This window comes from Nonomuraea sp. NPDC049695, assembly GCF_040674955.1.
Lineage (GTDB): Bacteria > Actinomycetota > Actinomycetes > Streptosporangiales > Streptosporangiaceae > Nonomuraea > Nonomuraea helvata.
On record NZ_JBFANV010000022.1, the window covers coordinates 103,079 to 123,378 of the forward strand.

Annotated in this window: 17 protein-coding genes; 9 read left to right on the forward strand and 8 right to left on the reverse strand. The window is 73.0% G+C overall.

Translation table 11 applies throughout. From position 1 onward, the window contains the following. Positions 1-24: 24 nt before the first annotated feature. Positions 25-690, reverse strand: coding sequence for an NAD(P)H:quinone oxidoreductase (gene wrbA / locus AB0J64_RS21145; RefSeq protein ID WP_364029128.1), 666 nt, complete (start codon positions 688-690; stop codon positions 25-27). Positions 691-765: 75 nt separating this feature from the next. Between wrbA and AB0J64_RS21150 the strand changes: the two genes are divergently transcribed. Next, positions 766-1,680 (forward strand): nitroreductase/quinone reductase family protein, encoded by a 915-nt coding sequence (locus AB0J64_RS21150; RefSeq protein ID WP_364029130.1) that lies wholly within the window; start codon positions 766-768, stop codon positions 1,678-1,680. 348 nt (positions 1,681-2,028) lie between these two features. On the opposite strand, the gene AB0J64_RS21155 is transcribed toward AB0J64_RS21150, so the two are convergent. Then, the gene (locus tag AB0J64_RS21155) at positions 2,029-2,685 is read right to left on the reverse strand and encodes a response regulator transcription factor (RefSeq protein ID WP_364029132.1); all 657 of its coding nucleotides are present in this window, start codon (positions 2,683-2,685) and stop codon (positions 2,029-2,031) included. Further along, a complete protein-coding gene (locus AB0J64_RS21160) occupies positions 2,682-3,968 on the reverse strand; it encodes a sensor histidine kinase (protein WP_364029134.1) in 1,287 nt (428 codons plus the stop codon). Before AB0J64_RS21160 ends, AB0J64_RS21155 begins: the two co-directional genes overlap by 4 nt. Before the next feature lie 133 nt (positions 3,969-4,101). Here AB0J64_RS21160 and AB0J64_RS21165 point away from each other — a divergent pair, with 133 nt between their 5' ends. Next, complete coding sequence (locus AB0J64_RS21165; RefSeq protein ID WP_364029136.1) at positions 4,102-5,055, forward strand: alpha/beta hydrolase; 954 nt, start codon at positions 4,102-4,104, stop codon at positions 5,053-5,055. Continuing rightward, on the forward strand, positions 5,045-6,160 hold the full coding sequence (locus AB0J64_RS21170) for an acyltransferase (RefSeq protein ID WP_364029138.1): 1,116 nt from the start codon (positions 5,045-5,047) through the stop codon (positions 6,158-6,160). The genes AB0J64_RS21165 and AB0J64_RS21170 overlap by 11 nt, the downstream gene beginning before the upstream one ends. A 200-nt stretch (positions 6,161-6,360) precedes the next feature. On the opposite strand, the gene AB0J64_RS21175 is transcribed toward AB0J64_RS21170, so the two are convergent. Further along, complete coding sequence (locus AB0J64_RS21175; RefSeq protein ID WP_364029140.1) at positions 6,361-7,509, reverse strand: helix-turn-helix domain-containing protein; 1,149 nt, start codon at positions 7,507-7,509, stop codon at positions 6,361-6,363. A 212-nt stretch (positions 7,510-7,721) separates the two neighbouring features. Here AB0J64_RS21175 and AB0J64_RS21180 point away from each other — a divergent pair, with 212 nt between their 5' ends. Beyond that, positions 7,722-8,324, forward strand: coding sequence for a hypothetical protein (locus tag AB0J64_RS21180; protein ID WP_364029142.1), 603 nt, complete (start codon positions 7,722-7,724; stop codon positions 8,322-8,324). Positions 8,325-8,397: 73 nt separating this feature from the next. Here the strand turns inward: AB0J64_RS21180 and AB0J64_RS21185 are convergent, their stop codons facing one another. Next, positions 8,398-9,273, reverse strand: a complete 876-nt coding sequence (locus tag AB0J64_RS21185; protein ID WP_364029144.1) for an N-acetyltransferase — start codon at positions 9,271-9,273, stop codon at positions 8,398-8,400. Positions 9,274-9,340: 67 nt separating this feature from the next. Then, positions 9,341-11,689 carry a BTAD domain-containing putative transcriptional regulator gene (locus AB0J64_RS21190; protein WP_364029146.1) on the reverse strand — a complete coding sequence of 783 codons (2,349 nt, stop codon included), beginning with the start codon at positions 11,687-11,689 and terminating at the stop codon, positions 9,341-9,343. 109 nt (positions 11,690-11,798) lie between these two features. On the opposite strand from AB0J64_RS21190, the gene AB0J64_RS21195 reads away from it, so the two are divergent. Beyond that, complete coding sequence (locus tag AB0J64_RS21195) at positions 11,799-12,671, forward strand: alpha/beta hydrolase (protein WP_364029148.1); 873 nt, start codon at positions 11,799-11,801, stop codon at positions 12,669-12,671. On the opposite strand, the gene AB0J64_RS21200 is transcribed toward AB0J64_RS21195, so the two are convergent. Further along, positions 12,657-13,046, reverse strand: a complete 390-nt coding sequence (locus AB0J64_RS21200; RefSeq protein ID WP_364029150.1) for a hypothetical protein — start codon at positions 13,044-13,046, stop codon at positions 12,657-12,659. The two genes, AB0J64_RS21195 and AB0J64_RS21200, sit on opposite strands and share 15 nt — an antisense overlap. A gap of 70 nt (positions 13,047-13,116) precedes the next feature. Here AB0J64_RS21200 and AB0J64_RS21205 point away from each other — a divergent pair, with 70 nt between their 5' ends. The 3 genes from AB0J64_RS21205 (at position 13,117) to AB0J64_RS21215 (ending at position 16,911) form a co-directional block, all read left to right on the forward strand. After that, positions 13,117-14,847: an aminotransferase class I/II-fold pyridoxal phosphate-dependent enzyme gene (locus AB0J64_RS21205; RefSeq protein ID WP_364029152.1), complete on the forward strand. Its 1,731-nt coding sequence runs from the start codon at positions 13,117-13,119 to the stop codon at positions 14,845-14,847. Beyond that, positions 14,844-15,647 (forward strand): phosphatidate cytidylyltransferase, encoded by an 804-nt coding sequence (locus AB0J64_RS21210; protein ID WP_364029154.1) that lies wholly within the window; start codon positions 14,844-14,846, stop codon positions 15,645-15,647. Before AB0J64_RS21205 ends, AB0J64_RS21210 begins: the two co-directional genes overlap by 4 nt. 67 nt (positions 15,648-15,714) lie before the next feature. Beyond that, positions 15,715-16,911 (forward strand): cytochrome P450, encoded by a 1,197-nt coding sequence (locus AB0J64_RS21215; protein ID WP_364029156.1) that lies wholly within the window; start codon positions 15,715-15,717, stop codon positions 16,909-16,911. 228 nt (positions 16,912-17,139) lie between these two features. Here the strand turns inward: AB0J64_RS21215 and AB0J64_RS21220 are convergent, their stop codons facing one another. Then, positions 17,140-18,393, reverse strand: a complete 1,254-nt coding sequence (locus AB0J64_RS21220; protein WP_364029158.1) for an alpha/beta hydrolase-fold protein — start codon at positions 18,391-18,393, stop codon at positions 17,140-17,142. A 124-nt stretch (positions 18,394-18,517) separates the two neighbouring features. Here AB0J64_RS21220 and kstD point away from each other — a divergent pair, with 124 nt between their 5' ends. Then, positions 18,518-20,290: a 3-oxosteroid 1-dehydrogenase gene (kstD, locus tag AB0J64_RS21225; protein WP_364029160.1), complete on the forward strand. Its 1,773-nt coding sequence runs from the start codon at positions 18,518-18,520 to the stop codon at positions 20,288-20,290. Positions 20,291-20,300: the final 10 nt, after the last annotated feature.

Consider the following 20,300-nt stretch of genomic DNA (forward strand, 5'->3'; position numbering starts at 1 on the left):
ACTTCTTCCTTGCTGGCTCGCCGCTCACGCGGTCTGGGAAATTGCTCCGGCCCTGACTGCGCCGGCGGCGGTATCGGTGACGAGGCTGCCCTCCAGCAGCCGGATGGTGATCTGCGCCAGCCGCCGTCCTTGGTACCTGGCCGCTTGGAGCGCCGTGTCATCGGGGCCGTCAGTGGTCGGCGGGCCGGCATACGACGTGCCGTACGGGTTGCCGCCGGCGGCGTACACGGCCGGATCGGTGAACCCGGGCGGGACGATCAGCGCCCCCCAGTGGTAGAAGACGTTGCCCAGCGACAGGATCGTGGCCTCGCTGCCGCCGTGGCGGTTGGCCGCCGAGGTGAAGGCCGTCACCGGCTTGTCGGCCAGCCCACCTTCCCGCCACAGCCCGCCGGCCTGGTCGATGAACTGCTTGAGCTGCGCGGCCGGCGTGCCGAACCGGGTCGGCGTTCCGAACGCGAACGCGTCGGCCCACGCCAAGTCCTCAATCGTGGCCTCGGCGATCGAGGTGGCGACGTCGGCGTGCCGGCGCCACAACGGGTTCTGGGAGATCGCGCTGTCGGGTGCCAGTTCGGCGACCCGCCGCAGCCGCACCTCGGCTCCGGCCAAGGCGGCGCCCTCGGCGACGGCCTGCGCGAGTGCGTGCACGGTGCCTGTCGCGCTGTAGTAGATGACAGCGACCTTCACGGTCATGCCGGCTCCTCGATGTCGGGTAAATTGTTACGCGCATAATGTTATGCACATAACTAACTTGTCAAAGGGGACCCCATGGACTTCGACCAAGCCGACGCCCTCAACCAGGCCATCCGCCTGCTGAGCCTGCGCCATCGGGCCAGGGCCGCGGCGCTGCTGGCCCCGCTCGGCCTGCACCCCGGGCAGGAGGCGCTCCTGCTCGAGCTCGCCAGGACCGGCCCCATGATCAAGGCCCAGCTCAGTGAGGCGCTCGGCTGCGAGCCGCCCAGCGTCACGCTCATGACCCGCAAGCTCGAAGCCACCGGCCACATCCGCCGCAGGCCCGCCCCCTCGGACAAGCGCGCCAGCATCGTCGAACTCACCGACAGCGGCGAAGCTCTGGCCGACCAGGTCAAGCAGCTGTGGTGCGCCCTGGCTGAGGAGACCGTGACCGGCCTGCCCGCCGAGACGGTGGCGGAACTGCCCGGCATCCTCGCCACCTTGACCGGCAACGTAGACACCAGGCGTCCCCGCCACCGTTCCGGCGGGCAGGCCGGGCGCGTTGATCAGGGCGGGGCGTTGAGCGGTGACTACGAACCGAGCGCGACGGGGTGGGTCCGCGAGCACGTCGAGCAGATCATGCGCACCGGCACGACCGACGGCGTCACGATCAAGGGCCTGCCCACCGTGCTGATGACCTACCGGGGCGCCAAGACCGGGAAGGTTCGCAAGACGCCGCTGATGCGCGTCGAGCACGAGGGGCGCTACGCGGCTGTCGCGTCTCAGGGAGGCGCGCCGACCAATCCACAGTGGTACGCCGGCCTGGTCGCCGAGCCGGTCGTCGAGCTTCAGGACGGCACGGTGTCCCGGGGGTACCGGGCGCGCGAGGTGTTCGGGGACGAGAAGGCGCTCTGGTGGCGCCGGGCGGTGGAGGCGTACCCGGACTATGCCGACTACCAGCGCAAGACCGAACGCCAGATCCCGGTCTTCGTGCTCGAACCGGTCGGCTGAGACACACCGGCCGTTGACGGCACCGAAGGCTGGTCTCATGCGTCGCCAGGTCACGGGCGACCCCGGCCCCGGCCACGGGTGGGGTCCCGATCACGGGTGGGGTCCCGATCACGGGTGGGCCCCGGCCACGGGTGGGCCCGGTCACAGGCGAACCCGCCCACTGGTACGGCTAGTTCCGCCGCACCTTGGCAGATCCCGAGCAGAGATCGCGTGGTCATGGGGATCGGCGCACCAGCCGCCTGGGCAGCCGCGTCGCCGCGCGCTGACCGCAGCAAGCCCAGGACATCCCGGCCGTCTCTCCGGGAGGAGCGACGAGCGGTCAGTACGGCAGGCGAGACGAAGTGTCAGTCACCTGGACGGTGACACCAGTCCCGCCTCGTAGGCGATGATGACGAGCTGGACCCGGTCTCGCGCGTCGAGCTTGGCCAGCAGCCGGGTCACGTATGCCTTGACGGTGGCGACGCTGATGGACAGGTCGGCGGCGATCTCGTTGTTGGACAGGCCGCGGGCGATCAGGGTCAGGACCTCGCGTTCGCGTTCGGTGATGCCTTCCAGCTCGCGCGGCGTCGGAGCGGCGCCGGGGCGGTCGGTGAACGCTTCGATCAGCCGCCGGGTGACAGCCGGTGCGATCAGGGCGTCGCCGGCGGCCACGACCCGGATCGCGGCGAGGATGTCGTCGAGCGCCATGTCCTTGACGAGGAACCCGGACGCGCCGGCGCGCAGCGCGCCGTAGACATTGTCGTCCTCGTCGAACGTCGTCAGGACGACGACCTGGGCCGGGCCGGACCCCCGGGTGATGAGCCGGGTGGCGTCGATGCCGTCCATGCCGGGCATGCGGATGTCCATCACCACCACGTCGGGGCGGAGCTCGCCGGCCAGCTGGACGGCCTGAAGCCCGGTCGCGGCCTCACCGACGACCTCGAGATCGGGGGCTTCGGAGATGACCATCTGCAGGGCGGTGCGAATGAGCGGCTGGTCGTCGGCCAGGACGACGCGGATGGTCATCGAACCGCGGCCGTCAGCGGCAGGCGGGCCGCCACCCGGAAGCCGCCTCCGGGTCGCGGGCCTGCGGAGAAGGTGCCGTGCAGCAGGCTGACGCGCTCGCGCATCCCGACCAGGCCGTAGCCGCCGCCTGACGTACGACGCGGGCCGTGCCCGTCGTCGAGGACCTCGAGAGCCAGCTCGCCGTCGCCGTACTCCACGAATACCCGGCAGGAGCCCGTGCCGGCGTGGCGCACGACGTTGGTGACCGCCTCCTGAACGATGCGGTAGGCGGAGATGTCGATCTCCGGCGGCAGCCGGTACGGCTCGCCCCGCCGATGCACCTCGACGCGGACGCCGGCGTCCGTGGTCGCCGCGGCCAGCCGGTCCAGGTCGGCCAGGCTGGGCGTCGGATGTGGCTCGGCCAGGCCGGGGGTCGGATGTGGCTCGGCCAGGCCGGGGGTCGGATGTGGCTTGGCCAGGCTGCGCGACGGGTGCGGCTCGGCCACGTCGTGCGGCCGGTCCTCCTCGCTGTGGCGCAGCGCCCCCAGCATCCGGCGCAGCCCGGACAGCGTCTCCCGGCCGACCGTCTCGATCTCGCCGAGCGCCTGGCTCGCGCGGTCCGGCTGGGTGTCGATGACGCGGCGTGCCGCGCCGGCCTGCAGGGCGATGACGGTGATGCTGTGCGCGACCGTGTCGTGCAGCTCACGGGAGATGCGCAGCCGTTCGTCGGTGGCGGCCTGGACGGTGGCCTTGGCGATCAGTGTCTCGGCGTGCTCGCGCGCCTGGCGCACCGAGTGGCCGATCAGCCACGCGATGACCACCGTCATGGCCACGGCCAGCTCCGCCGAGAGACCGACCGGCCAGCCGAACAGCAGCCGGGTGGTCAGATAGCCGGCCAGGACGGCCAGCGCGCCGGCGAGGGCGGCGACCCCGGTCCGGCGTGCGCGGCCCGCCGCGATGAAGAAGACCGCGACGTCGACCGCCAGGTATTGGGCCAGCGGAATCGCCCCCACGCCCAGTGGAAGGCAGGCCAGGACGGAGCCGGTCATCAGCAGCCACAGCGCCGGAAGCGGCCGGCACCGCAGCAACGCGCCGCCGGACAGCGCGACCGCGGTGGCCACCGCCAGGTTCGTCAGCCCGTCCCAGCGGAAGAACTGGGCCGCGGCCACCACGCCAGGCTCGATCTCCCCTGGGAGCCTGACCCGCGCCAGGAACGTGAACACCAGGCCGCCAAACCACGCCACGATCGTCCAGGCGCCGGGCGGCACCCGTTTGAGCAGCGGCAATGGCGGGGTCACGTGCATGCCAGGATCGTAGCGGCCGCCCCCTCGCCCCGGCATCGGACCACGGTCGTACAACTCTGGTATCCCGGCGCCCGCGCGAATGCAGACGGCGGTCCGATGTGGCGCGGGTACCGCCTGCGGCACCGTCGATCGGGTGATCGATGTCAAAGCGCCGCGTCTGCGCCGCACTCTGCTCGCCGCGTTCGTCAGCGCCTCGCTGGCGGCGCCGGTGACCGGCGCGGCGCGCCCCGCCGCGGTCCCCGCGCCCGTCCCCGCCCCGCTCGCCCCGCTGCGGGCCGCGACCCCCGAGGCCCTGGCCGCACGGTACGCGGCGACCCGGGACGCCGTCCGGGCGGCAGAAAAGATGGCCGCGGACCACGGTGACCTGCGGCGGGCCGCGATGCTGCGCGCCATGGCCGATCCCGGACGCCGGTTGCTCTCCTTCGACGGCCGCGACGGCGGCCGTGCCGTCGAGGTCTTCGGCGACCTCGCGGCGGCCGAGCGGATCGTGGTGCTGGTCCCCGGCAGCGACACCACCCTCGACAAGTACGGGCTCCTGCGCGGCGGCGCGCTGAGGCTGTCGCAGGAGCTCAGCGAGCGGTCCGCGGTCGTAGCCTGGCTCGGCTACCGCACGCCCAGCCTGGTGAGCCTGGCGTCGCTGACCTCCGGACGCGCCGAGGAGGGCGCTCCGGCGTTGCGCGCGTTCGTACGGGAGCTGGGCGCGATCAGGCCCGCCGCCCGCGTCTCCCTGCTGTGCCACTCCTACGGCACCGTGGTCTGCGGCCGGGCCGCGCCCGGGCTGGACGTCGAGCGGCTCATCCTGATCGGCAGCCCCGGCGTCACCGTCGAACACGCCGCGGGCCTGCGTACGCGGGCGGAAGTCTGGGCCGGCCGCGCCGGCGGCGACTGGGTCGCCCGCGTGCCGCACGTCCGGCTCGCCGCCCTCGGGTTCGGCGCCGACCCGGTCTCGCCGGGCTTCGGCGCCCGCGTCTTCGCGGCAGGATACGGCGGTCACAGCGACTACCTGAAAGCCGGCTCCCTGCCGCTGCGGAACATCGCCAGAATCGTCTCCGGACACGCCCCCGTCGAGGCCCGCCGTGCAGCATGACCTCCTGCGGCGCATCGAGGTGGCGACCCCGTCCGGCCGCGACCGCGGTGTCGACGCGCTGCGCGCCCTGGCCATCGGCGGCGTGGTGCTCGGCCACTGGCTGGTGAGCGCCCTGGTCGCCGACAGCGGCACCCTGTACGTGACCAGCCCGCTGCGGCACATGCCCTATCTCGCGCCCGCCTCGTGGCTCTTCCAGACCATGGCGCTGTTCTTCCTGGTGGGCGGGCAGATGGCCGCCACCAGCCACACCCGCGCCCGTGTCCGCGGCCTGTCCTACGGGCGGTGGCTCGGCGGCCGCACGGCCCGCCTGTTCCGGCCGGTCGGCACCGTGCTGGCGGTCTGGGTGCTGGCCGCCGCCGTGATGCTCGCCCTCGGGGCCGACCTGCAGACGGTGAACGCGCTGGCCAAGCTGGTGTGGTCGCCGCTGTGGTTCCTGCTGGTCTTCACCGCGCTGACGGCGGCGACGCCACTGGTCACCGCCCTCCACCCGGCGTGGCCGCTCGCCGCGGTCGCCGTCGTCGACCTCGTCAGGTTCGGGGTGGGCGGGCCGGGCTGGATCGGCTGGGTCAACGTCGCCGCCGGCTGGCTGGTGCCGTACTGCCTGGGCACGGCCTGGAGCCGCGGCCGCCTGCGCGGCCGGGCGACCGGGTGGACGCTGCTGATCGGCGGCGCCACGGCCAGCGCCGCGCTCGTCCTGTGGGCCGGTTACCCGGCATCCATGGTGGGCGTGCCCGGCGCTCCCATCTCCAACCAGTCACCGCCCACCCTCGCGGCGGTCGCCTTCGGCCTGGCCCAATGCGGCGCGGCGCTGCTGCTGCTCGGCCCGCTGCGCCGCGCGCTGGCCCGGCCCGCCGCGTGGGCGGCCGTGGCGATGGTCAACCTGTCGGCCATGCCGATCTACCTGTGGCACCAGACCGCCATGATCGCGGTCACCGCACTCGGCCTGCTCGCCGACCGGCCGCTGCCCGGCCTGCACACCGTGCCCGACAGCCCTGCCTGGGTGCTCGCCCGGCTGGCCTGGCTGCCCGCGTTCGCGCTGGCCCTGCTGGCCTGCTGCGCCGCCCTCACGCCCCCTTTCCGGCGCGGGCTCGATCGGGGCCGTTGACGCAACCGTTCAGCCGCCGGCCACGGTGCGGGCGGCGACGTCGCCTCGACGACACGCTCACCGGCCGCGGCGTCGAGGCGATGGCTTCCAGCTATGGACTGCTGGACATGACCGTGTACGGGCCGCAGGATGCGTGGGAGGACTCACCTGCCGGCCGACCGCGAAGCGGGAGGCCGGAGTGCCCATAGTGGTGGATTCCTTCACCGGGCCAGCAGGCGCGCCACCGCCGTGCTGAGCATCCGCACGCCGAGGGTGGAGCCGGGTTCGAGGCCGGTCACCTTGCGGACGCGCTGCAGCCGGTAGTCCAGGGTGCGCGGGTGGATGCGCAGCGCGGCCGAGGCGGCCGTCCGGTTCATGTCGTGGCGGTAGTAGGCGTGCAGCGTCGGGACGAGGTCAGGCCCGTCGGACAGCTGCCGCCCGAAGGCGCAGAGCCACGCGTCGATCTCGGGCGTCTTCGCCACCGCCATCTCGACGAACAGATCGGCGAGGACGTACAGGCGCGCCGGCCGGTCCTCCACCGGCGCGACCCGGCTGGCCTCCCGCGCCCACGTGAGTGATTCGGCGAGATCGCCGGTCACGCCCTCCACGGAGGCGACCTGGCAGGCGCGGCCGAGCGTCGCCATCGCCGACCGCACATGGTGCAGCGCCGGCGAACGATCAGCGGTGCCGGGCGTCAGCAGGGCGACCTCGCCGGAGCCCAGCCAGGCGAGCAGCGCGCCGCCGGCGAGCGCGGCCGCCATGGCGGAACGGGCCTGCTCGGACACGGCCGGGCCGGGGATGCGCAGCACCGACACCACGTAGCGGGACGCCACCAACGGCCGCAGCTGGTCGGCGAGTCGCGGTTCCACCGGCTCGTCCGCGAGCAGCATGCGCGCGAGCAGCTCGTTGCAGGTCGCCAGCGTCCGTGACCGGCCCACGCCGGCGGTGTAGCCGTGCAGGTAGGCGCTCCTGGCCCGGGCGCCCTGCGCGCCGAACCAGCCGACCATCCGCAGCAGGTCGTTGCCGTCGTCCGGGCCGGCCACCTCGTGGATCTCCTGGAGCATGAGCCGCGTGTGCAGCCCGAGTACGCGCTGCTGCGACAGTACGGACAGCCCCAGCTCGGCACGCCGGCGGCCGGCCGAGGAGATCGCCGACAGGTCCTCCTCGCTCAGCGGCAGGCCCACCGGCGCCAGGTCGAGACTGCGCGACCGGATGAAGACCGCGAAGCCGAACATGCCGCCCTGATCGTCGCGCTCGCCGGTGCCGATCGGCGTGTCGTGGTACTCGGGAACGTCACGCAGATACACCGCCACGGCGTTGCGCGCGTTGTCCTCCACCCGTTCACGTAACGACTCGAACAGTGCCCCCATGGTCCGATCCCCCTTCAACGGTCAGGTGCGGTGCCTCCCGTATTCGTCGCGCCGCCCGCCGTGGATGGGCGTTCTTTACGCGGACGCGCAACTGCGGGTGGAGATGTTGTGTCGCCACCACGAAGACCCGTTCGTCAGGCGGGTTCGATACTTGGCGGGCCGCGGCGCCCGTCCGGCCGCGGCGCCATCCACTGTCCGACGAAGGGATTGATATGCGTCTGCGTCATCTCGTCCTGACCGTGCTGCTGGCATGCCTCGGCGCGACCTGGATCGGCGCCTCATCCGCCCAAGCCGCACCGCTCAGAGTCCCATCGGTCGACGCCTACCTGGGCGGCGTCGACCTCAACGGCTACTGCAGGTCGATCGGCTACGAGGGCGCCAAGAAGGTGGGCAACGGTTTCGCGGACTGGCGGTGCCACATCGGCAGCACCGAGGTCGGCCTCTCGGTCGTCAGCGCCTGCCAGTGGCAGTTCAACCCCCTCGTGGTCGCCGGCTATCCGGTCACCGCGGCAACCAACGGCGGCAGCGCCGGTGAGTGGAAGTGCCACGCCGCGGCGGGGCAGACCGAGTTCTACAAGGGCATGAACCTCGCCGGCTTCTGCCAGTCGATCGGCTACAACGGCGCGAAGCACTTGGGCGACAACGTGACCGGCTGGGTCTGCTACCGGAACGACGGCGCTCAGATCCGCCTCGACCTGCATGCGGCCTGCACCTGGCAGCACGCTGACAAGGTCGGCGCGGGATGGACCGTGGTGGCGGTCTGGGAAGGCTACGGCGACTCGTTCAAGATCAATTGCCGGGGCGTGCACGCCTGACGCCCGCATGATCAGCGCGCCGGTGGTCCCGTGACGGGCGCCACCGGCGCTCGAGGTGCCGCGTCCCCGGGCGTCAGCGGCGGTAGCCGTACGTCTCGTGGCGTTTGGTGAAGCCGAGGCTCTCATAAAGCTTGCGGGCCGCGAGGTTCTCCGCGTTGTGGTTGACCGTGACGGTGGTCAGCGACCTCATGCGGTGCATGGCATAAAGCATGACCGCGCGGGCCAGGCCCCTGCGCCGGAAGTCAGGGTGAGTGCCCACGGGCTCGAAGTGGCCCAGGCCGTTACGGGTGTCGACCCAGTAGACGGCGAAGGACGCGATGCGGCCGTCGGGAGCCTCGGCGACGATCTCGCGGGACGGGTCGTAGCCGGGCTTGCGCATGACCTCGTCGCGGTACTCCGCGCCGGTCCAGCCCGCCTGGAAGGCGCCGTTGTGGGCCTCGGCCAGCCGGTCGGCGTCGGACAGGCGGGCCCCGCGGACGGTGAAGCCCTCGGGAGGCTCCGGCTCCGGCGGGACGCCGGCGAGCGGCCTCTCCCGGACGTCGTCCCAGACGCGGAAGCGGGTGAAGCCGAGACGCTCGAGGAGCTCGATGCGTACGTGGTCGCAGTCGAAGACGTCGGTGAGCACCTCGTCGACGCCGTGGCCGGTGGTCACGCAGGCGTCCTCGATCATCGCGATCTCCGCCTCGGAGCCGCGCAGCTCGGGAGCGGCGAAGACGTCGAAGGCGTTGCCGAAACGGGTGTTGACGGTCAGCCCGGCCAGCTCGCCGGCGTGCTCCCACACGTGCACGACCTCGCCGACAGGGCGGCGGCCACGCAGGTTCTCGTAGATTCGGTGCGGCAGCTCGCCGATGTGGTCATAGCCGCACCGGCCCGCGCGGGCGATCCATCCGGCCACGCTCTCCTGGAGCCAGGGCAGGTCGGCGTCGGTATAGGCACGCTTGCTCAACACCGCGCCATTGTCGTGGACATGGTGATGCGGCCGCCAGCGATTATCGGGCGCCGACGATCAGGTGCGGTCAGCGGCGCAGGGCGGCGGCGAGGTCGTCGAGGTAGCGGGAGACCGGCCCCAGGGTGAGCAGCCCGCTGCCCGCCCCGGCCAGTTCCTCCGCCGCGGGCGCGAGCGCCGCATGGGCCCGTTCCATCGCCTCCCGGTCGCCGACCGTGACGGCGGCCCGCGCGACCAGACACCACATGGCCTCCAGCAGCAGATCCCGGGGCGGGTCGGGGAGGCGGCGCAGCTTCGCCGCGGCCTCGTCGCGGCGGCCCTGGGCGAGCAGCAGCACAGGACGGGCCCACGGCTCGTACGGGCCGAAGTCGGCATCCTCGTCAGCCACCACCCGGAGAGAGCCGGTACCGCTGCTCTGGTCTGTCACCGCGCGAAGTGAGCGGGCGTCCTCGTCGGCCAGTCCTTCCCGAGGAGGCGGAGTGGGTTGCGCAGGGGGTCGTGCGTGGCCGCGCAGGCGCAGGCAGAGGAGGGCGAGCGGCAACAGTCCATGCTCCAGCCCCGGCATGCCGGCGCCGTCGAGCCGGGCGGCTGCGGCGCGGTAGGCGGACTCGACCTCCTCGACCGGGGCCTGCCCGGTCGCGTCGAGCCGGAGCGCTCGGAACCACTGGGTGAAGACGCCCACCAGCGGCAGCTCGTACCGCTCTGCCAGGCGGTCCGCGGTGCGGGCGTGGGCATCGGCTCCGGGGAAGTCCGCGAGGGCGCAGCGGGCCTGGAGGCGGATGAGGTGCCCGAGGACCTCGTAGGTGATCAAGCCGTGCCGTGCCGACAGGGCGATCAGTTCGGCGCCGATCGCGTCCCGCCGCGTGGCCAGCCCCGCCCGGTGGAACGTCTGCATGAACACGGCGTTGAGCGCGAACGCCAGCAGCCTCGGATCATCCAGGCGGCGCGCCAGCCGTTCCGCCTCCTGAGCGGCCTGCGGGCCGCGCGGCGAGTGGGCGCCCCGAGACTCCAGGCCGATCGTGGCCAGCAGGCGAGCCCGGGCCGCATCACGTGCCCCCCGCGAGAGGACGCCGTCGCTCCTGGGGAGAGCGGTACGGCTGGTCGGGATCGCGTTGCGCGTCGGGGGAGACGCCGCCTGCGACGGACGGCCGCACGTGGTGTCGTGCGTGTCCGGCGGGAGGACGGTCAGGGCGCGTTCGGCTGCTGCGATCACCTGTGCCGCCTGGTCCGGGTCGTCGAGGCGGGTCCAGATCGCCGGAACGTCGTAGGCGCCGATGACGCGGGCCGTCAGCTCCACGTCGCCCAGTTCCTCCGCTGCCGCGATGGCCGCCACCCGGTGCTCGCGAGCCGCCTGCAGGCCGCCGCCCCCTGTCACCGCCAGCCCACGCATCAGCGCCACCGTCGATTCCAGCCGGGCCCGCGCGCCCGGCGGCGCGCTGCGGTCGTAGGCGGCGGCGGCCCGCGCCCACACCGCCTCGGCCGCGCCCGCCTCGGCCGCGCCCGCCTCGGCCGCGCCCGCCTCGGCTTCCGCCATACCGGGTTCCGCCGCTCCGGTCTCGGCCACGCCCGACCTGGGCACATCCCGCTGTGCCGCACCGGTCTCGGCCACGCCGGACTCTTGCGCACCCGAGTCCGGCGCACCCGAGTCCGGCGCACCCGCCGGGCTCGGGCTGAGGTGGTGGGCGTGGTGGAGGATGTCGTTCTCCAGGCGGCGCAGTGCCGGCCCCGGGTCGACCCCCAGATGCTCGGCCAGGAGCGTACGCGCCCGGCGCAGCACCGCGAGCCCGTCGCCCTGGCGGCCGGTGCGGTACAGCGCCAGAGCCAGCAGCCGCCAGCCCTCCTCCCGCCACGGGTGATCGGCCACGTGCGCGTCCAGATCCGGCACCGCCGCCCCGGCAAGCCCCAGGGTCAGCCGGGTGTCGGCCAGGCGTTCGACGGCGTGCAGCCGCAGCTCCGTCAGCCGCGAGCGCTCCGCACGGGCCCAGGGTTCGTCGGCGAAATCGGCGTAGGCGGGCCCGCGCCACCATCCCAGCGCCTCCTCCAGCCGCTCGAGAAGCTCCGCCGGCGGTCCCGAGGCGGCGACCGCCCGTTCGAAGCGCCAGGCGTCCACCGTGTGCGGCTCGGCGCGCAACGCGTACCCCGGCCCCTCGGTGACCAGCAGCCGGGCAGGCGCGCGCGGCGGGCGTGCCGGCTCCAGCGCCCGGCGCAGCGCCGCCACGAACGTGCGCACCGCGCCCACCGCGTCGGAAGGGGGATCCTCCCACAGGTCGGCCACCAGGCGGGCGACCGGGACCACGCGTCCCCGGGCGACGATCAGCCGGGCCAGCACCGCACGGTGCCGCGGCCCCTTCAAGCCGATCGCACCCCCGGCGCCGTCCCAGGCCGCGACCGGCCCCAGCACCCCGAACTCCACCCGCACGTCACGGTCACCCCCAGGTCACGGTAGCGCGCTCATCGGATGCTCATTCGCGCCCGGCACCCTGAGGACCGACCCCAGCGAACTGACCCCGACACAAGAGAGCGCCATCGTGATCATTGAAGGTTTCACCTACCACCGCGTCCCCGTCGGCGACGGCGTCTCGCTCAGCGCGGCCGTCGCCGGCGAGGGCAGCCCGATCGTACTGCTGCACGGCTTCCCGCAGACCCACCTCATGTGGCGGTACGTCGCCCCCGAGCTGGCGGCCGGCCACACCGTCATCTGCCCCGACCTTCGCGGGTACGGCGCCAGCGACAAACCCGCCGAGACCGGCCCCGCCACCTACGCCAAGCGCACCATGGCCGCCGACGTCATCGCCCTGGCCCGCGCGCTGGGCCACGAGCGATTCGCGCTGGCCGGACACGACCGCGGCGCCCTGGTCGCCCTCCGCGCCGCGCTCGACCACCCCGCGGCGATCAGCCATCTGGCCTGCCTGGACGTGCTGCCGACCCTGGACATGTGGGAGGCGATGCACGGCGTCACCGCGGCCGTCGGCTTCCACCTCTACCTGATGGCCCAGCCGCCCGGCCTGCCCGAACGCCTCATCGCGGCGGACCCGGACGCCTTCTTCGGGCACTTCCTCGACACCTGGACCGGCGACCCGCGGGCGATCCCCGCCGATGTCCGCGCCGCGTACCTGGAGGCCTGCCGCCACGCGATCCCCTCGATCGTGGCCGACTACCGCGCCTCGGCAGGCATCGACATCGAGCACGACCAGGCCGACCGGGACGCCGGACATCGCCTGCGGACGCCGGTGACGGTGCTCCAGCAGGACTGGGGCGCCGCCCTCGGCTATGACGCGGCCGCGCTCTGGCGGGCCTGGGCCGCCGACCTCCGGCATGACACCGTCGGCTTCGGCCACTACATGGCTGAGGAGGCCCCCGCCGACATCGTCAAGGCCCTGCGTGAGCTACTCGAGCGCTGAAGGCCGCGACGCGGGCCCGCGTCCGAGCGCCCGCTCGAGGGCGATGCGGGTCAGCCAGCCGAGGGCGGCGGTGAAGAGCGGCGGCCACACGATCGGCCCCATCGAGTAGCCGACCGCCACCACGAGAGGAATCCACACGCGGTGCACGGCGTGGTGGAGCGGCCCGGGCGGGCGGACCCCGGCCAGGCGCGCCAGGTCGGGCAGCGCGAAGAACACCAGCGCGGCGACCGTGGTCGGCAGACCGTACTTGACGCTCTCGAATGCCCCGAACGCGGCCAGGAACAGTGCCAGCGCTCCCCAGCCGGCCCTCCGCAGCCGATCGCCGGCTTTCGGCACGGGCCGCGGCGCGTCGTCGCGCGTGCGTTCAGTCGTCACACGCAGAGCATAGGGCCGGGCGCGTGCCCGGAAACCGGCTGGTCGCGGCGTACGTCGGATAGGCATGACCATGCTGGAAATACGCCCGGGAACGGCGGACGACCGCGAGTGGATCTACCGGCTGCGGCACGAGGTCTACGCGCGTGAGCTCGGCCAGCACGTACCCAACCAGGCCGAACGCCTGACCGACGAGCTCGACGGCGGCAACGTCTACCTCGTCGCCGCCTGTGACGACGAGCCCGTCGGGTTCGTCAGCGTGACGCCGCCCTGGGCGGGCCGCTACTCCATCGACAAGTACCTCACCCGCGACGGTCATCCGCTGCTCGGCCAGGAGGGGCTGTTCGAGATCCGCATCCTGACCGTGGCGCCGCGCTGGCGGGGGAGCGCGGCGGCGGTGCTGCTCATGCACGCGGCGCTGCGCTGGGTGGCCGAGCACGGCGGCAGGACCGTCGTGGCGCTGGGGCGGTCGGAGATCCTCGGCATGTACGTGGCGGCCGGGCTGACCGGCACCGGGACGCGGGTGCGGTCGGGCGCCGTCACGTTCGAGGTGCTGTCCGGACAGGTGGACGAGCTGGCCTCCCGCGCGCTGCGGTTGCACGGGCCGTTGCTGCGCGCGCTCGAGCCGAGAGTGCGGTGGAGCCTGGACATGCCGTTCCTCCCCCGTGGCGCGGGCGGTGGCGCGAACGGCGGCGCGGACGGCTGCCGGCATGGAGGCGCGTCGATCGGCGTGCTGGGCCGGCGGTTCGACACGGTGAAGGCGCGCGGGGACGTGGTCCCCGCCGACGTGCTCGACGCCTGGTTCCCGCCCGCGCCCGCCGTGGTGGAGGCGCTGGCCGACGACCAGGGGTGGCTGGCGCGTACCTCTCCTCCGGCCTACCCCGAGGGGCTGGTGGAGGAGATCGCCGAACGGCGCGGCCTGCCCGAGCCGGCGGTCGCGGCCGGGGCGGGCTCGTCGGACCTGATCTTCCGCGCGTTCCGCGGCTGGCTGGACGGCTCGTCGCGGGTGCTGCTGCTGGACCCGGCCTACGGCGAGTACGCGCACGTCGTCGAGCGGGTGATCGGCTGCCGCGCCGACCGGTTCGCGCTGCGGCGGGCCGACGGCTGGCGGATCGACCTCGACCGGCTCCGCGACGCCCTGCGCGAACGCTATGACCTGGTGGTCATCGTCAACCCCAACAACCCCACAGGCGTGCACACCGACGCGGGCGACCTGCGGCGGTTGATCGAGGACGCGCCGGGCGCCACGCGGTTCTGGCTCGACGAGGCGTACGTCGGCTATGTGGAGGGTGAGCCGTCGCTGGAGGCGTACGCCGCCGCGTCCGAGAACGTCGTGGTGTGCACGTCGATGTCGAAGATGTACGCCCTGTCCGGGTTACGGGTGGCCTATCTGGCCGGCCCGGCGGAGATCGTCGCCGGGGTGCGGCGCTGGGCCCCGCCGTGGGGCGTGAGCCTGCCGGCCCAGATCGCCGCCGTGCACGCGCTGCGCGACCCCGGCTACTACGCCGCACGCTGGTCCCAGACACGTACGTTACGTGCCGACTTCGCGAAACAGCTGGCCGCGATCGGCGGTGGCCTGGGCGTCCACGAGTCGGTGGCCAACTTCGTCCTGCTGACGCTGCCCCAAGGCGGTCCCGGCGCGGCCCGGTTGATGGAGGCCTGCCGGCGGCACGGAGTGTTCCTGCGCGACCTGTCGCCGCTGTCGCCCGCCTTCGAGGGCAGGACCGTCCGCGTCTCGGTAGGCGACGCGGACGCCAACGAACGCGTCGCCTCAACGGTGGCCGCCGTCCTGGGCGCCGGATGATCACGCCCGCCACGGCGGTCCCGTACGTGGCGGGAGCGCTTGCCGTCGGCGGGATCGCCGTCGCCCTGTCGCGCAGGCGTGAATACATCCTGCGCTGGTGCGCCTGGGCGGTGGCCGTGCCGGTGGTGGTCGCCGCCCTGTACGCCGGTCGAGGCGGGGCCGCCGCGCTGGCCGTGGCGGCGGGGATCGTGTGCGCTCTGGAGTACGGCGGGCTGCTGAAGCTGGCCGTCGCCGACCGCGTGGCGCTCGTGGCGGCGGTGGCCGCCGCGCCGCTGGTGGCGTGGCTGGCGCCGGCGCACCTTGTGCAGGCGGTGGTCGCCGGGGTGCTGGCCGTGGTTCTGGTCCCGCTGCTGGCCGGGGACGCGGCGGGCGGGCTCGGGCGGGCGTCGCTGGGCGTGTTCGGAGTGGTGTGGTTCCTGCCGCTGGTGGGAGTGGTGCTGCTCGGCGATGCCGTGCTGGCGGTGTTCGTCGCGGTGTCGGTGGGCGACATCGCGGCCTCGTTCGGCGGGCGGCTGCTGGGCGGGCCCGCGCTGTCGCCGCTGTCGCCGGCCAAACGGTGGAGCGGGGCGGCGGCCGGGGCCGCCGCAGGGCTGGGGGCGCTCGCGGCGCTGGGCGCGCTCACGGTCCCGCTGGCGCTGGCCGTCGTCGTGGGCGCGCCGCTGGGCGATCTGCTGGAGTCGATGGTCAAGCGGGGAGCGGGGGCCAAGGATTCGGCGTCGTGGCTGGCAGGAGCGGGCGGGCTGCTGGACCGGCTGGACTCCCTGCTGTTCACGCTCGCCCTGGCGCTGCTGTTCACGTGATTCCGAGGACCAAGCGATAGACTTCTATCAGTTTCGCGGCGACGGTCCGATCCTTCGAGGAGCCGGTATGAGCGAGTCTGTGACCCTGCCCCTGTACATGCGGCGCGCGGCGTTCGATCCTGATCCCGAGCTCACCGCGGCGCGCGACGGGGAGCGCGTCCAGCAGGTGAAGACGGCGTTCGGCTTCGAGGCCTGGATGGTCAGCCACTTCGCCGACGTCAGAGAGGTGCTCGGAGACCCCGCGCGCTTCAGCAACGCTCAGCGCGCCGTGTTCAGGGCGCCCGGCATGCCGCAGGTGAGCGAAGAGGAGATCAAGAAGCTGCGGGCGGGCAACCTGCTGGCCTTCGACCCTCCCGAGCACACCCGGCTGCGCAAGATGCTGACGCCCGAGTTCACCATGCGGCGGATGCGCCGCCTGGAGCCGCGCGTCAAGGACATCGTCACCGAGCACCTGGACGCCATGGCGGCCGCGGGCCCGCCCGCCGACCTGGTCTCGGCCTTCGCCCTGCCGGTCCCGTCGCTGGTGATCTGCGAGCTGCTGGGCGTGCCGTACGCCGACCGGGACGACTTCCAGCGGCGTACCGGCAAGATCCTCGACATCTCGCTGCCCGTGCAGGAGCGGACGGGGGCGCAGCTCGAGTCGCGCGCCTACATGGCCGAGCTGGTCGCCCGTACCCGGGCCGAGCCGGGCGAGGACCTGCTCGGCATGCTCGTTCGCGAGCACGGCGACGACCTGAGCACCGACGAGCTCATCGGCATCGCCGGGCTCCTCCTGCTGGCCGGCCACGAGACGACCTCCAACATGCTCGGCCTCGGCACCCTGGCCCTGCTGCGCAACCCCGACCAGCTGGAGCTGCTCAGGAAGGAGCCGTCGCGGATCAGCGCGGCGGTGGAGGAGCTGCTGCGCTGGCTCAGCATCGTGCACACGGGCACGATCAAGGTCGCCACCGCCGACGTCGAGCTGGCCGGGCAGCGCATCGCGGCGGGGGACCTGGTGGTGTGCGCGCTGCCCGCGGCCAACCGCGACCCCGACTTCATCTCCGATCCCGACCGGCTCGACATCGGCCGCGGTGACATGGGGCACCTGGCCTTCGGCCACGGCGTGCACCACTGCCTGGGCGCGCCGCTGGCCAGGATGGAGATGCAGATCGCCTTCCCCGCCCTGTTCGAGCGCTTCCCCGGGCTGCGCGAGGCCGGGCCGCCCGCCGAGTTCCGCTCCTTCAACGTCGTGTACGGGCTGCGCTCGCTCCACGTGGCCTGGTGACCCTGACGGGACGGCCAGAGGGAGACCCCTGACCGCCCCTTAGCGGGCGGCTCAGAAACCGCTGCCCTGGATGCCGGCCGACGCGGCGGTCGCCACCGCCACCACTGCGAACAACGCGACGGTCAGGGTCAGCACGAATCGGCGCCAACGAGCCATGATGCGCCTCCTTCCAGATCGGTGAATGGACCCGGTACGTATTCGCCGCAACGCTCCCGGCGGATCACCGCGTCAGGCGTTGGGGCAGCGGGCCGGGGCGGTGCCGTAGGCGTACTGGAGGAAGTCGACCAGGACGGCGGGCCAGGAGTTCCAGTCGTGGCCGCCCGTGCCGTAGCAGTAGCGGTGGCGCACCCCGAGGCCGGTCAGGGTCTGGTCGAAGACGCTGGCGTACGAGCCGAGTATGGCCTCGTTGACCCCGCTGGCCTGCGTGTTCTCCGGCGAGGTGGTGCTGTAACCGCACTCCGCGGGGGCCGGGTCGTCGCCGTCGCCGAGCACGTACGCCCCCGACGAGTCGCGCGGCAGCGTCTTGCAGCCGCCCGCGTACAGGCCGAGTCTGCCGCTGAACGGCGCGTACCTGCCCTGCGTCACGAGCACCGCCGGATCGGCGGAAGGCCAGTCGTAGACCCCGGGGGAGCTGACCGTGTGCGGGCCGAACAGGGTGTCCAGCCGGTACACCAGCTGCTCCTGCTGGTCCGGCACGGGCAGCCCGTTCGCGTACTTGTTGACCCGGTACGACCCCAGGTCCCCCAGCGTGATCGCGGCTCCGGCCTGCCACATCGAGTCGGAGAGCGTCCGCTGGGCCGGCTTGGCCCGCAGGTCGATGCCGGGGGAGAAGGCGCCGATGACGGAGAAGACGTCGGGGTGCGCGGCGGCGTACTTGAGCGTGCCGAACCCGCCCATCGACAGCCCGGCCAGCCCGCGCCCCGACCGGTTGGCGATCGTGTTGAAGTTGGCGTCGATCCACGGGACCAGCTGGGCGATGTGGTACGTCTCCCACTTGGGCGCGAAATATCCGTCGGTGCGGCCGGCCCAGTCGCTGTACCAGCCGGCCATGCCGCCGGTCGGCATCACCACGATGCCGTCGTAGGGATGGCCGGGCGTGGTGCGGATCAGGGAGACGAGGTCCGCCTTGGTGGTCCATTCGTCGTAGTTGTCGCCGCCGCCGTTGATGAGGTAGAGCGAGCGGTAGCGGGTGCTCCGGCCTGGGTCGTACCCGGGCGGCAGGTACACGCGCACGGTGATCTCGTGGGCGAGCGGATCGATCGCCGGGGTGCCGCCGGCCGCCTGGAAGATCGCCGTCGAGGTCATGGTGACGTCGCGCAGCTCGGACCCGTCGCCCTGCGGATGCCGGTCGACGCGCAGGCAGGTGATGCCGTGGCCGTCAGGGTGGGGGAGCGTGGCCGAGCACGTCTCGGCGTACGCCGCCGTCGCGGGCACCACGAGCGCCGCGGCGAGCAGCAGGAGCACGGCGGCCAAGCGTCGCATGACATCTCCTCCGCACAAATGCTTGCTTGGTAGATACCATCCCCGATCATGGCACCAGGCATCGGCGGTCGCGTCAACACCTGATGCATTGACAGGAAAAACAACCAAGCGCATGCTCGGCAGCATGGTCGAGACCAGGAGATCCGGCAACACCCTGACCCCCGCAGGTCAGACCCGCCGCACCCTGCTCAAAGGGGCCGCCGTCGCAGGCGGCGCACTGGTGGCGGGCACGGCGCTGGGCAGCGCGCCCGCCCGCGCCGACGCCGAGTACGACGTCGTGGTCGTGGGCGCCGGCGCCGCCGGGATGACCGCGGCGCTGACCGCCGCCAAGCGCGGCCTGCGCACCGTCGTGCTCGAGAAGGCCTCCACGTTCGGCGGCTCGGCCGCCCGGTCGGGCGCGGGCATCTGGATCCCGTGCAACGAGGTCGTCCTCGCCGCCGGCGTCCCCGACACCCCGGCCAAGGCCGCCGCCTACCTCGCCCGCGTCGTCGGCGACACGGTGCCCGTCGAGCGGCAGCGGGCGTTCCTCGCCGCCGGGCCCGCCATGATCTCGTTCGTGATGCGGAACAGCCCGCTGCGCTTCCGTTTCATGGAGGGCTACTCCGACTACTATCCGGAGTTCCCCGGTGGGATGCCGAACGGGCGCTCCATCGAGCCCGCCCAGCTCGACGGCAACATCCTCGGCGCCGAGCTGGCCCACCTCAACGGCCCCTACATGGCCACCCCGGCCGGCCTGGTGGTCTACAGCGCCGACTACAAGTGGCTGACGCTGGCCGCCGTCAACGCCAAGGGCCTCGAGGTCAGCGCCGCCTGCCTGGCACGGGGCACCGAGGCCGCGCTGCGCGGCCAGAAGCCGCTCACCATGGGACAGTCCCTGGCCGGCGGCCTGCGCGCCGGGCTGGCCGCGGCCGGCGTCCCGGTCCTGCTGAACACCCCGCTGCTCGACCTGCTCATCGAGTCCGGCCGCGTCACGGGCGTCGTCACGCCCGGCGGAGCGGTCAGGGCCCGCCGCGGAGTGATCGTCGGCTCCGGCGGGTTCGAGCACAACGCGGCCATGCGCGCGGAGTTCCAGCGCCAGCCCATCGGCACGAGCTGGACCGTCGGCGCCAAGGAGAACACCGGCGACGGCATCGAGGCCGGCGAGCGCGCCGGTGCCGCGCTCGACCTGATGGACGACTCCTGGTGGGGCCCGATGATCCCGCTGCCCGACCAGCCGTACTTCTGCCTGTCCGAACGGACCCTGCCCGGCTGCGTCCTGGTCAACGGCAACGGCGTGCGCTTCGTCAACGAGGCCGCCCCCTACAGCGACGTCGTCCACATCATGTACGACCGCAACGCCCCCGGCGCGCCGCACATCCCCGCCTGGCTGATCGTCGACCAGAACTACCGCGACAAGTACCTGTTCAAGGACGTCGCGCCGCTGCTGCCGCTGCCCGACTCCTGGTTCGACAGCGGCGCCGCGTACAAGGCGTGGACGATCGAGCAACTGGCCCAGAAGATCGGCGTCCCGCAGGCCGCGCTGCGCGGCACGATCACCCGGTTCAACGGGTTCGCGGCGACCGGCAAGGACCTCGACTTCCACCGCGGCGACAGCGCCTACGACCGCTATTACGCCGACCCGCTGGTCAAGCCGAACCCGTGCCTGGCCCCGCTCTGGCTCCCGCCGTTCTACGCGTTCAAGATCGTCCCCGGGGACCTCGGCACCAAGGGCGGGATGCGCACGGACGCCCGCGCGCGGGTGCTGCGGGCGGACGGCTCGGTCATCCCCGGCCTGTACGCCGCGGGCAACGCCAGCGGAGCCGTCATGGGCCACAGCTACGCCGGCTCCGGCTCCACCATCGGACCCGCCATGACCTTCGGCTACGTGGCCGCCAACGACATCGCCGACACCCCTTGACGGATTTGCG

What these genes read in the sequence shown, in the direction of transcription:
- AB0J64_RS21220 (WP_364029158.1), bottom strand. Translation starts at nt 18,393, where the DNA reads ATGCGACGCTTGGCCGCCGTGCTCCTGCTGCTCGCCGCGGCGCTCGTG.
- AB0J64_RS21160 (WP_364029134.1), bottom strand. Translation starts at nt 3,968, where the DNA reads ATGCACGTGACCCCGCCATTGCCGCTGCTCAAACGGGTGCCGCCCGGC.
- AB0J64_RS21150 (WP_364029130.1), top strand. Translation starts at nt 766, where the DNA reads ATGGACTTCGACCAAGCCGACGCCCTCAACCAGGCCATCCGCCTGCTG.
- AB0J64_RS21180 (WP_364029142.1), top strand. Translation starts at nt 7,722, where the DNA reads ATGCGTCTGCGTCATCTCGTCCTGACCGTGCTGCTGGCATGCCTCGGC.
- AB0J64_RS21155 (WP_364029132.1), bottom strand. Translation starts at nt 2,685, where the DNA reads ATGACCATCCGCGTCGTCCTGGCCGACGACCAGCCGCTCATTCGCACC.
- AB0J64_RS21205 (WP_364029152.1), top strand. Translation starts at nt 13,117, where the DNA reads ATGCTGGAAATACGCCCGGGAACGGCGGACGACCGCGAGTGGATCTAC.
- wrbA (WP_364029128.1), bottom strand. Translation starts at nt 690, where the DNA reads ATGACCGTGAAGGTCGCTGTCATCTACTACAGCGCGACAGGCACCGTG.
- AB0J64_RS21210 (WP_364029154.1), top strand. Translation starts at nt 14,844, where the DNA reads ATGATCACGCCCGCCACGGCGGTCCCGTACGTGGCGGGAGCGCTTGCC.
- AB0J64_RS21175 (WP_364029140.1), bottom strand. Translation starts at nt 7,509, where the DNA reads ATGGGGGCACTGTTCGAGTCGTTACGTGAACGGGTGGAGGACAACGCG.
- AB0J64_RS21215 (WP_364029156.1), top strand. Translation starts at nt 15,715, where the DNA reads ATGAGCGAGTCTGTGACCCTGCCCCTGTACATGCGGCGCGCGGCGTTC.
- kstD (WP_364029160.1), top strand. Translation starts at nt 18,518, where the DNA reads ATGGTCGAGACCAGGAGATCCGGCAACACCCTGACCCCCGCAGGTCAG.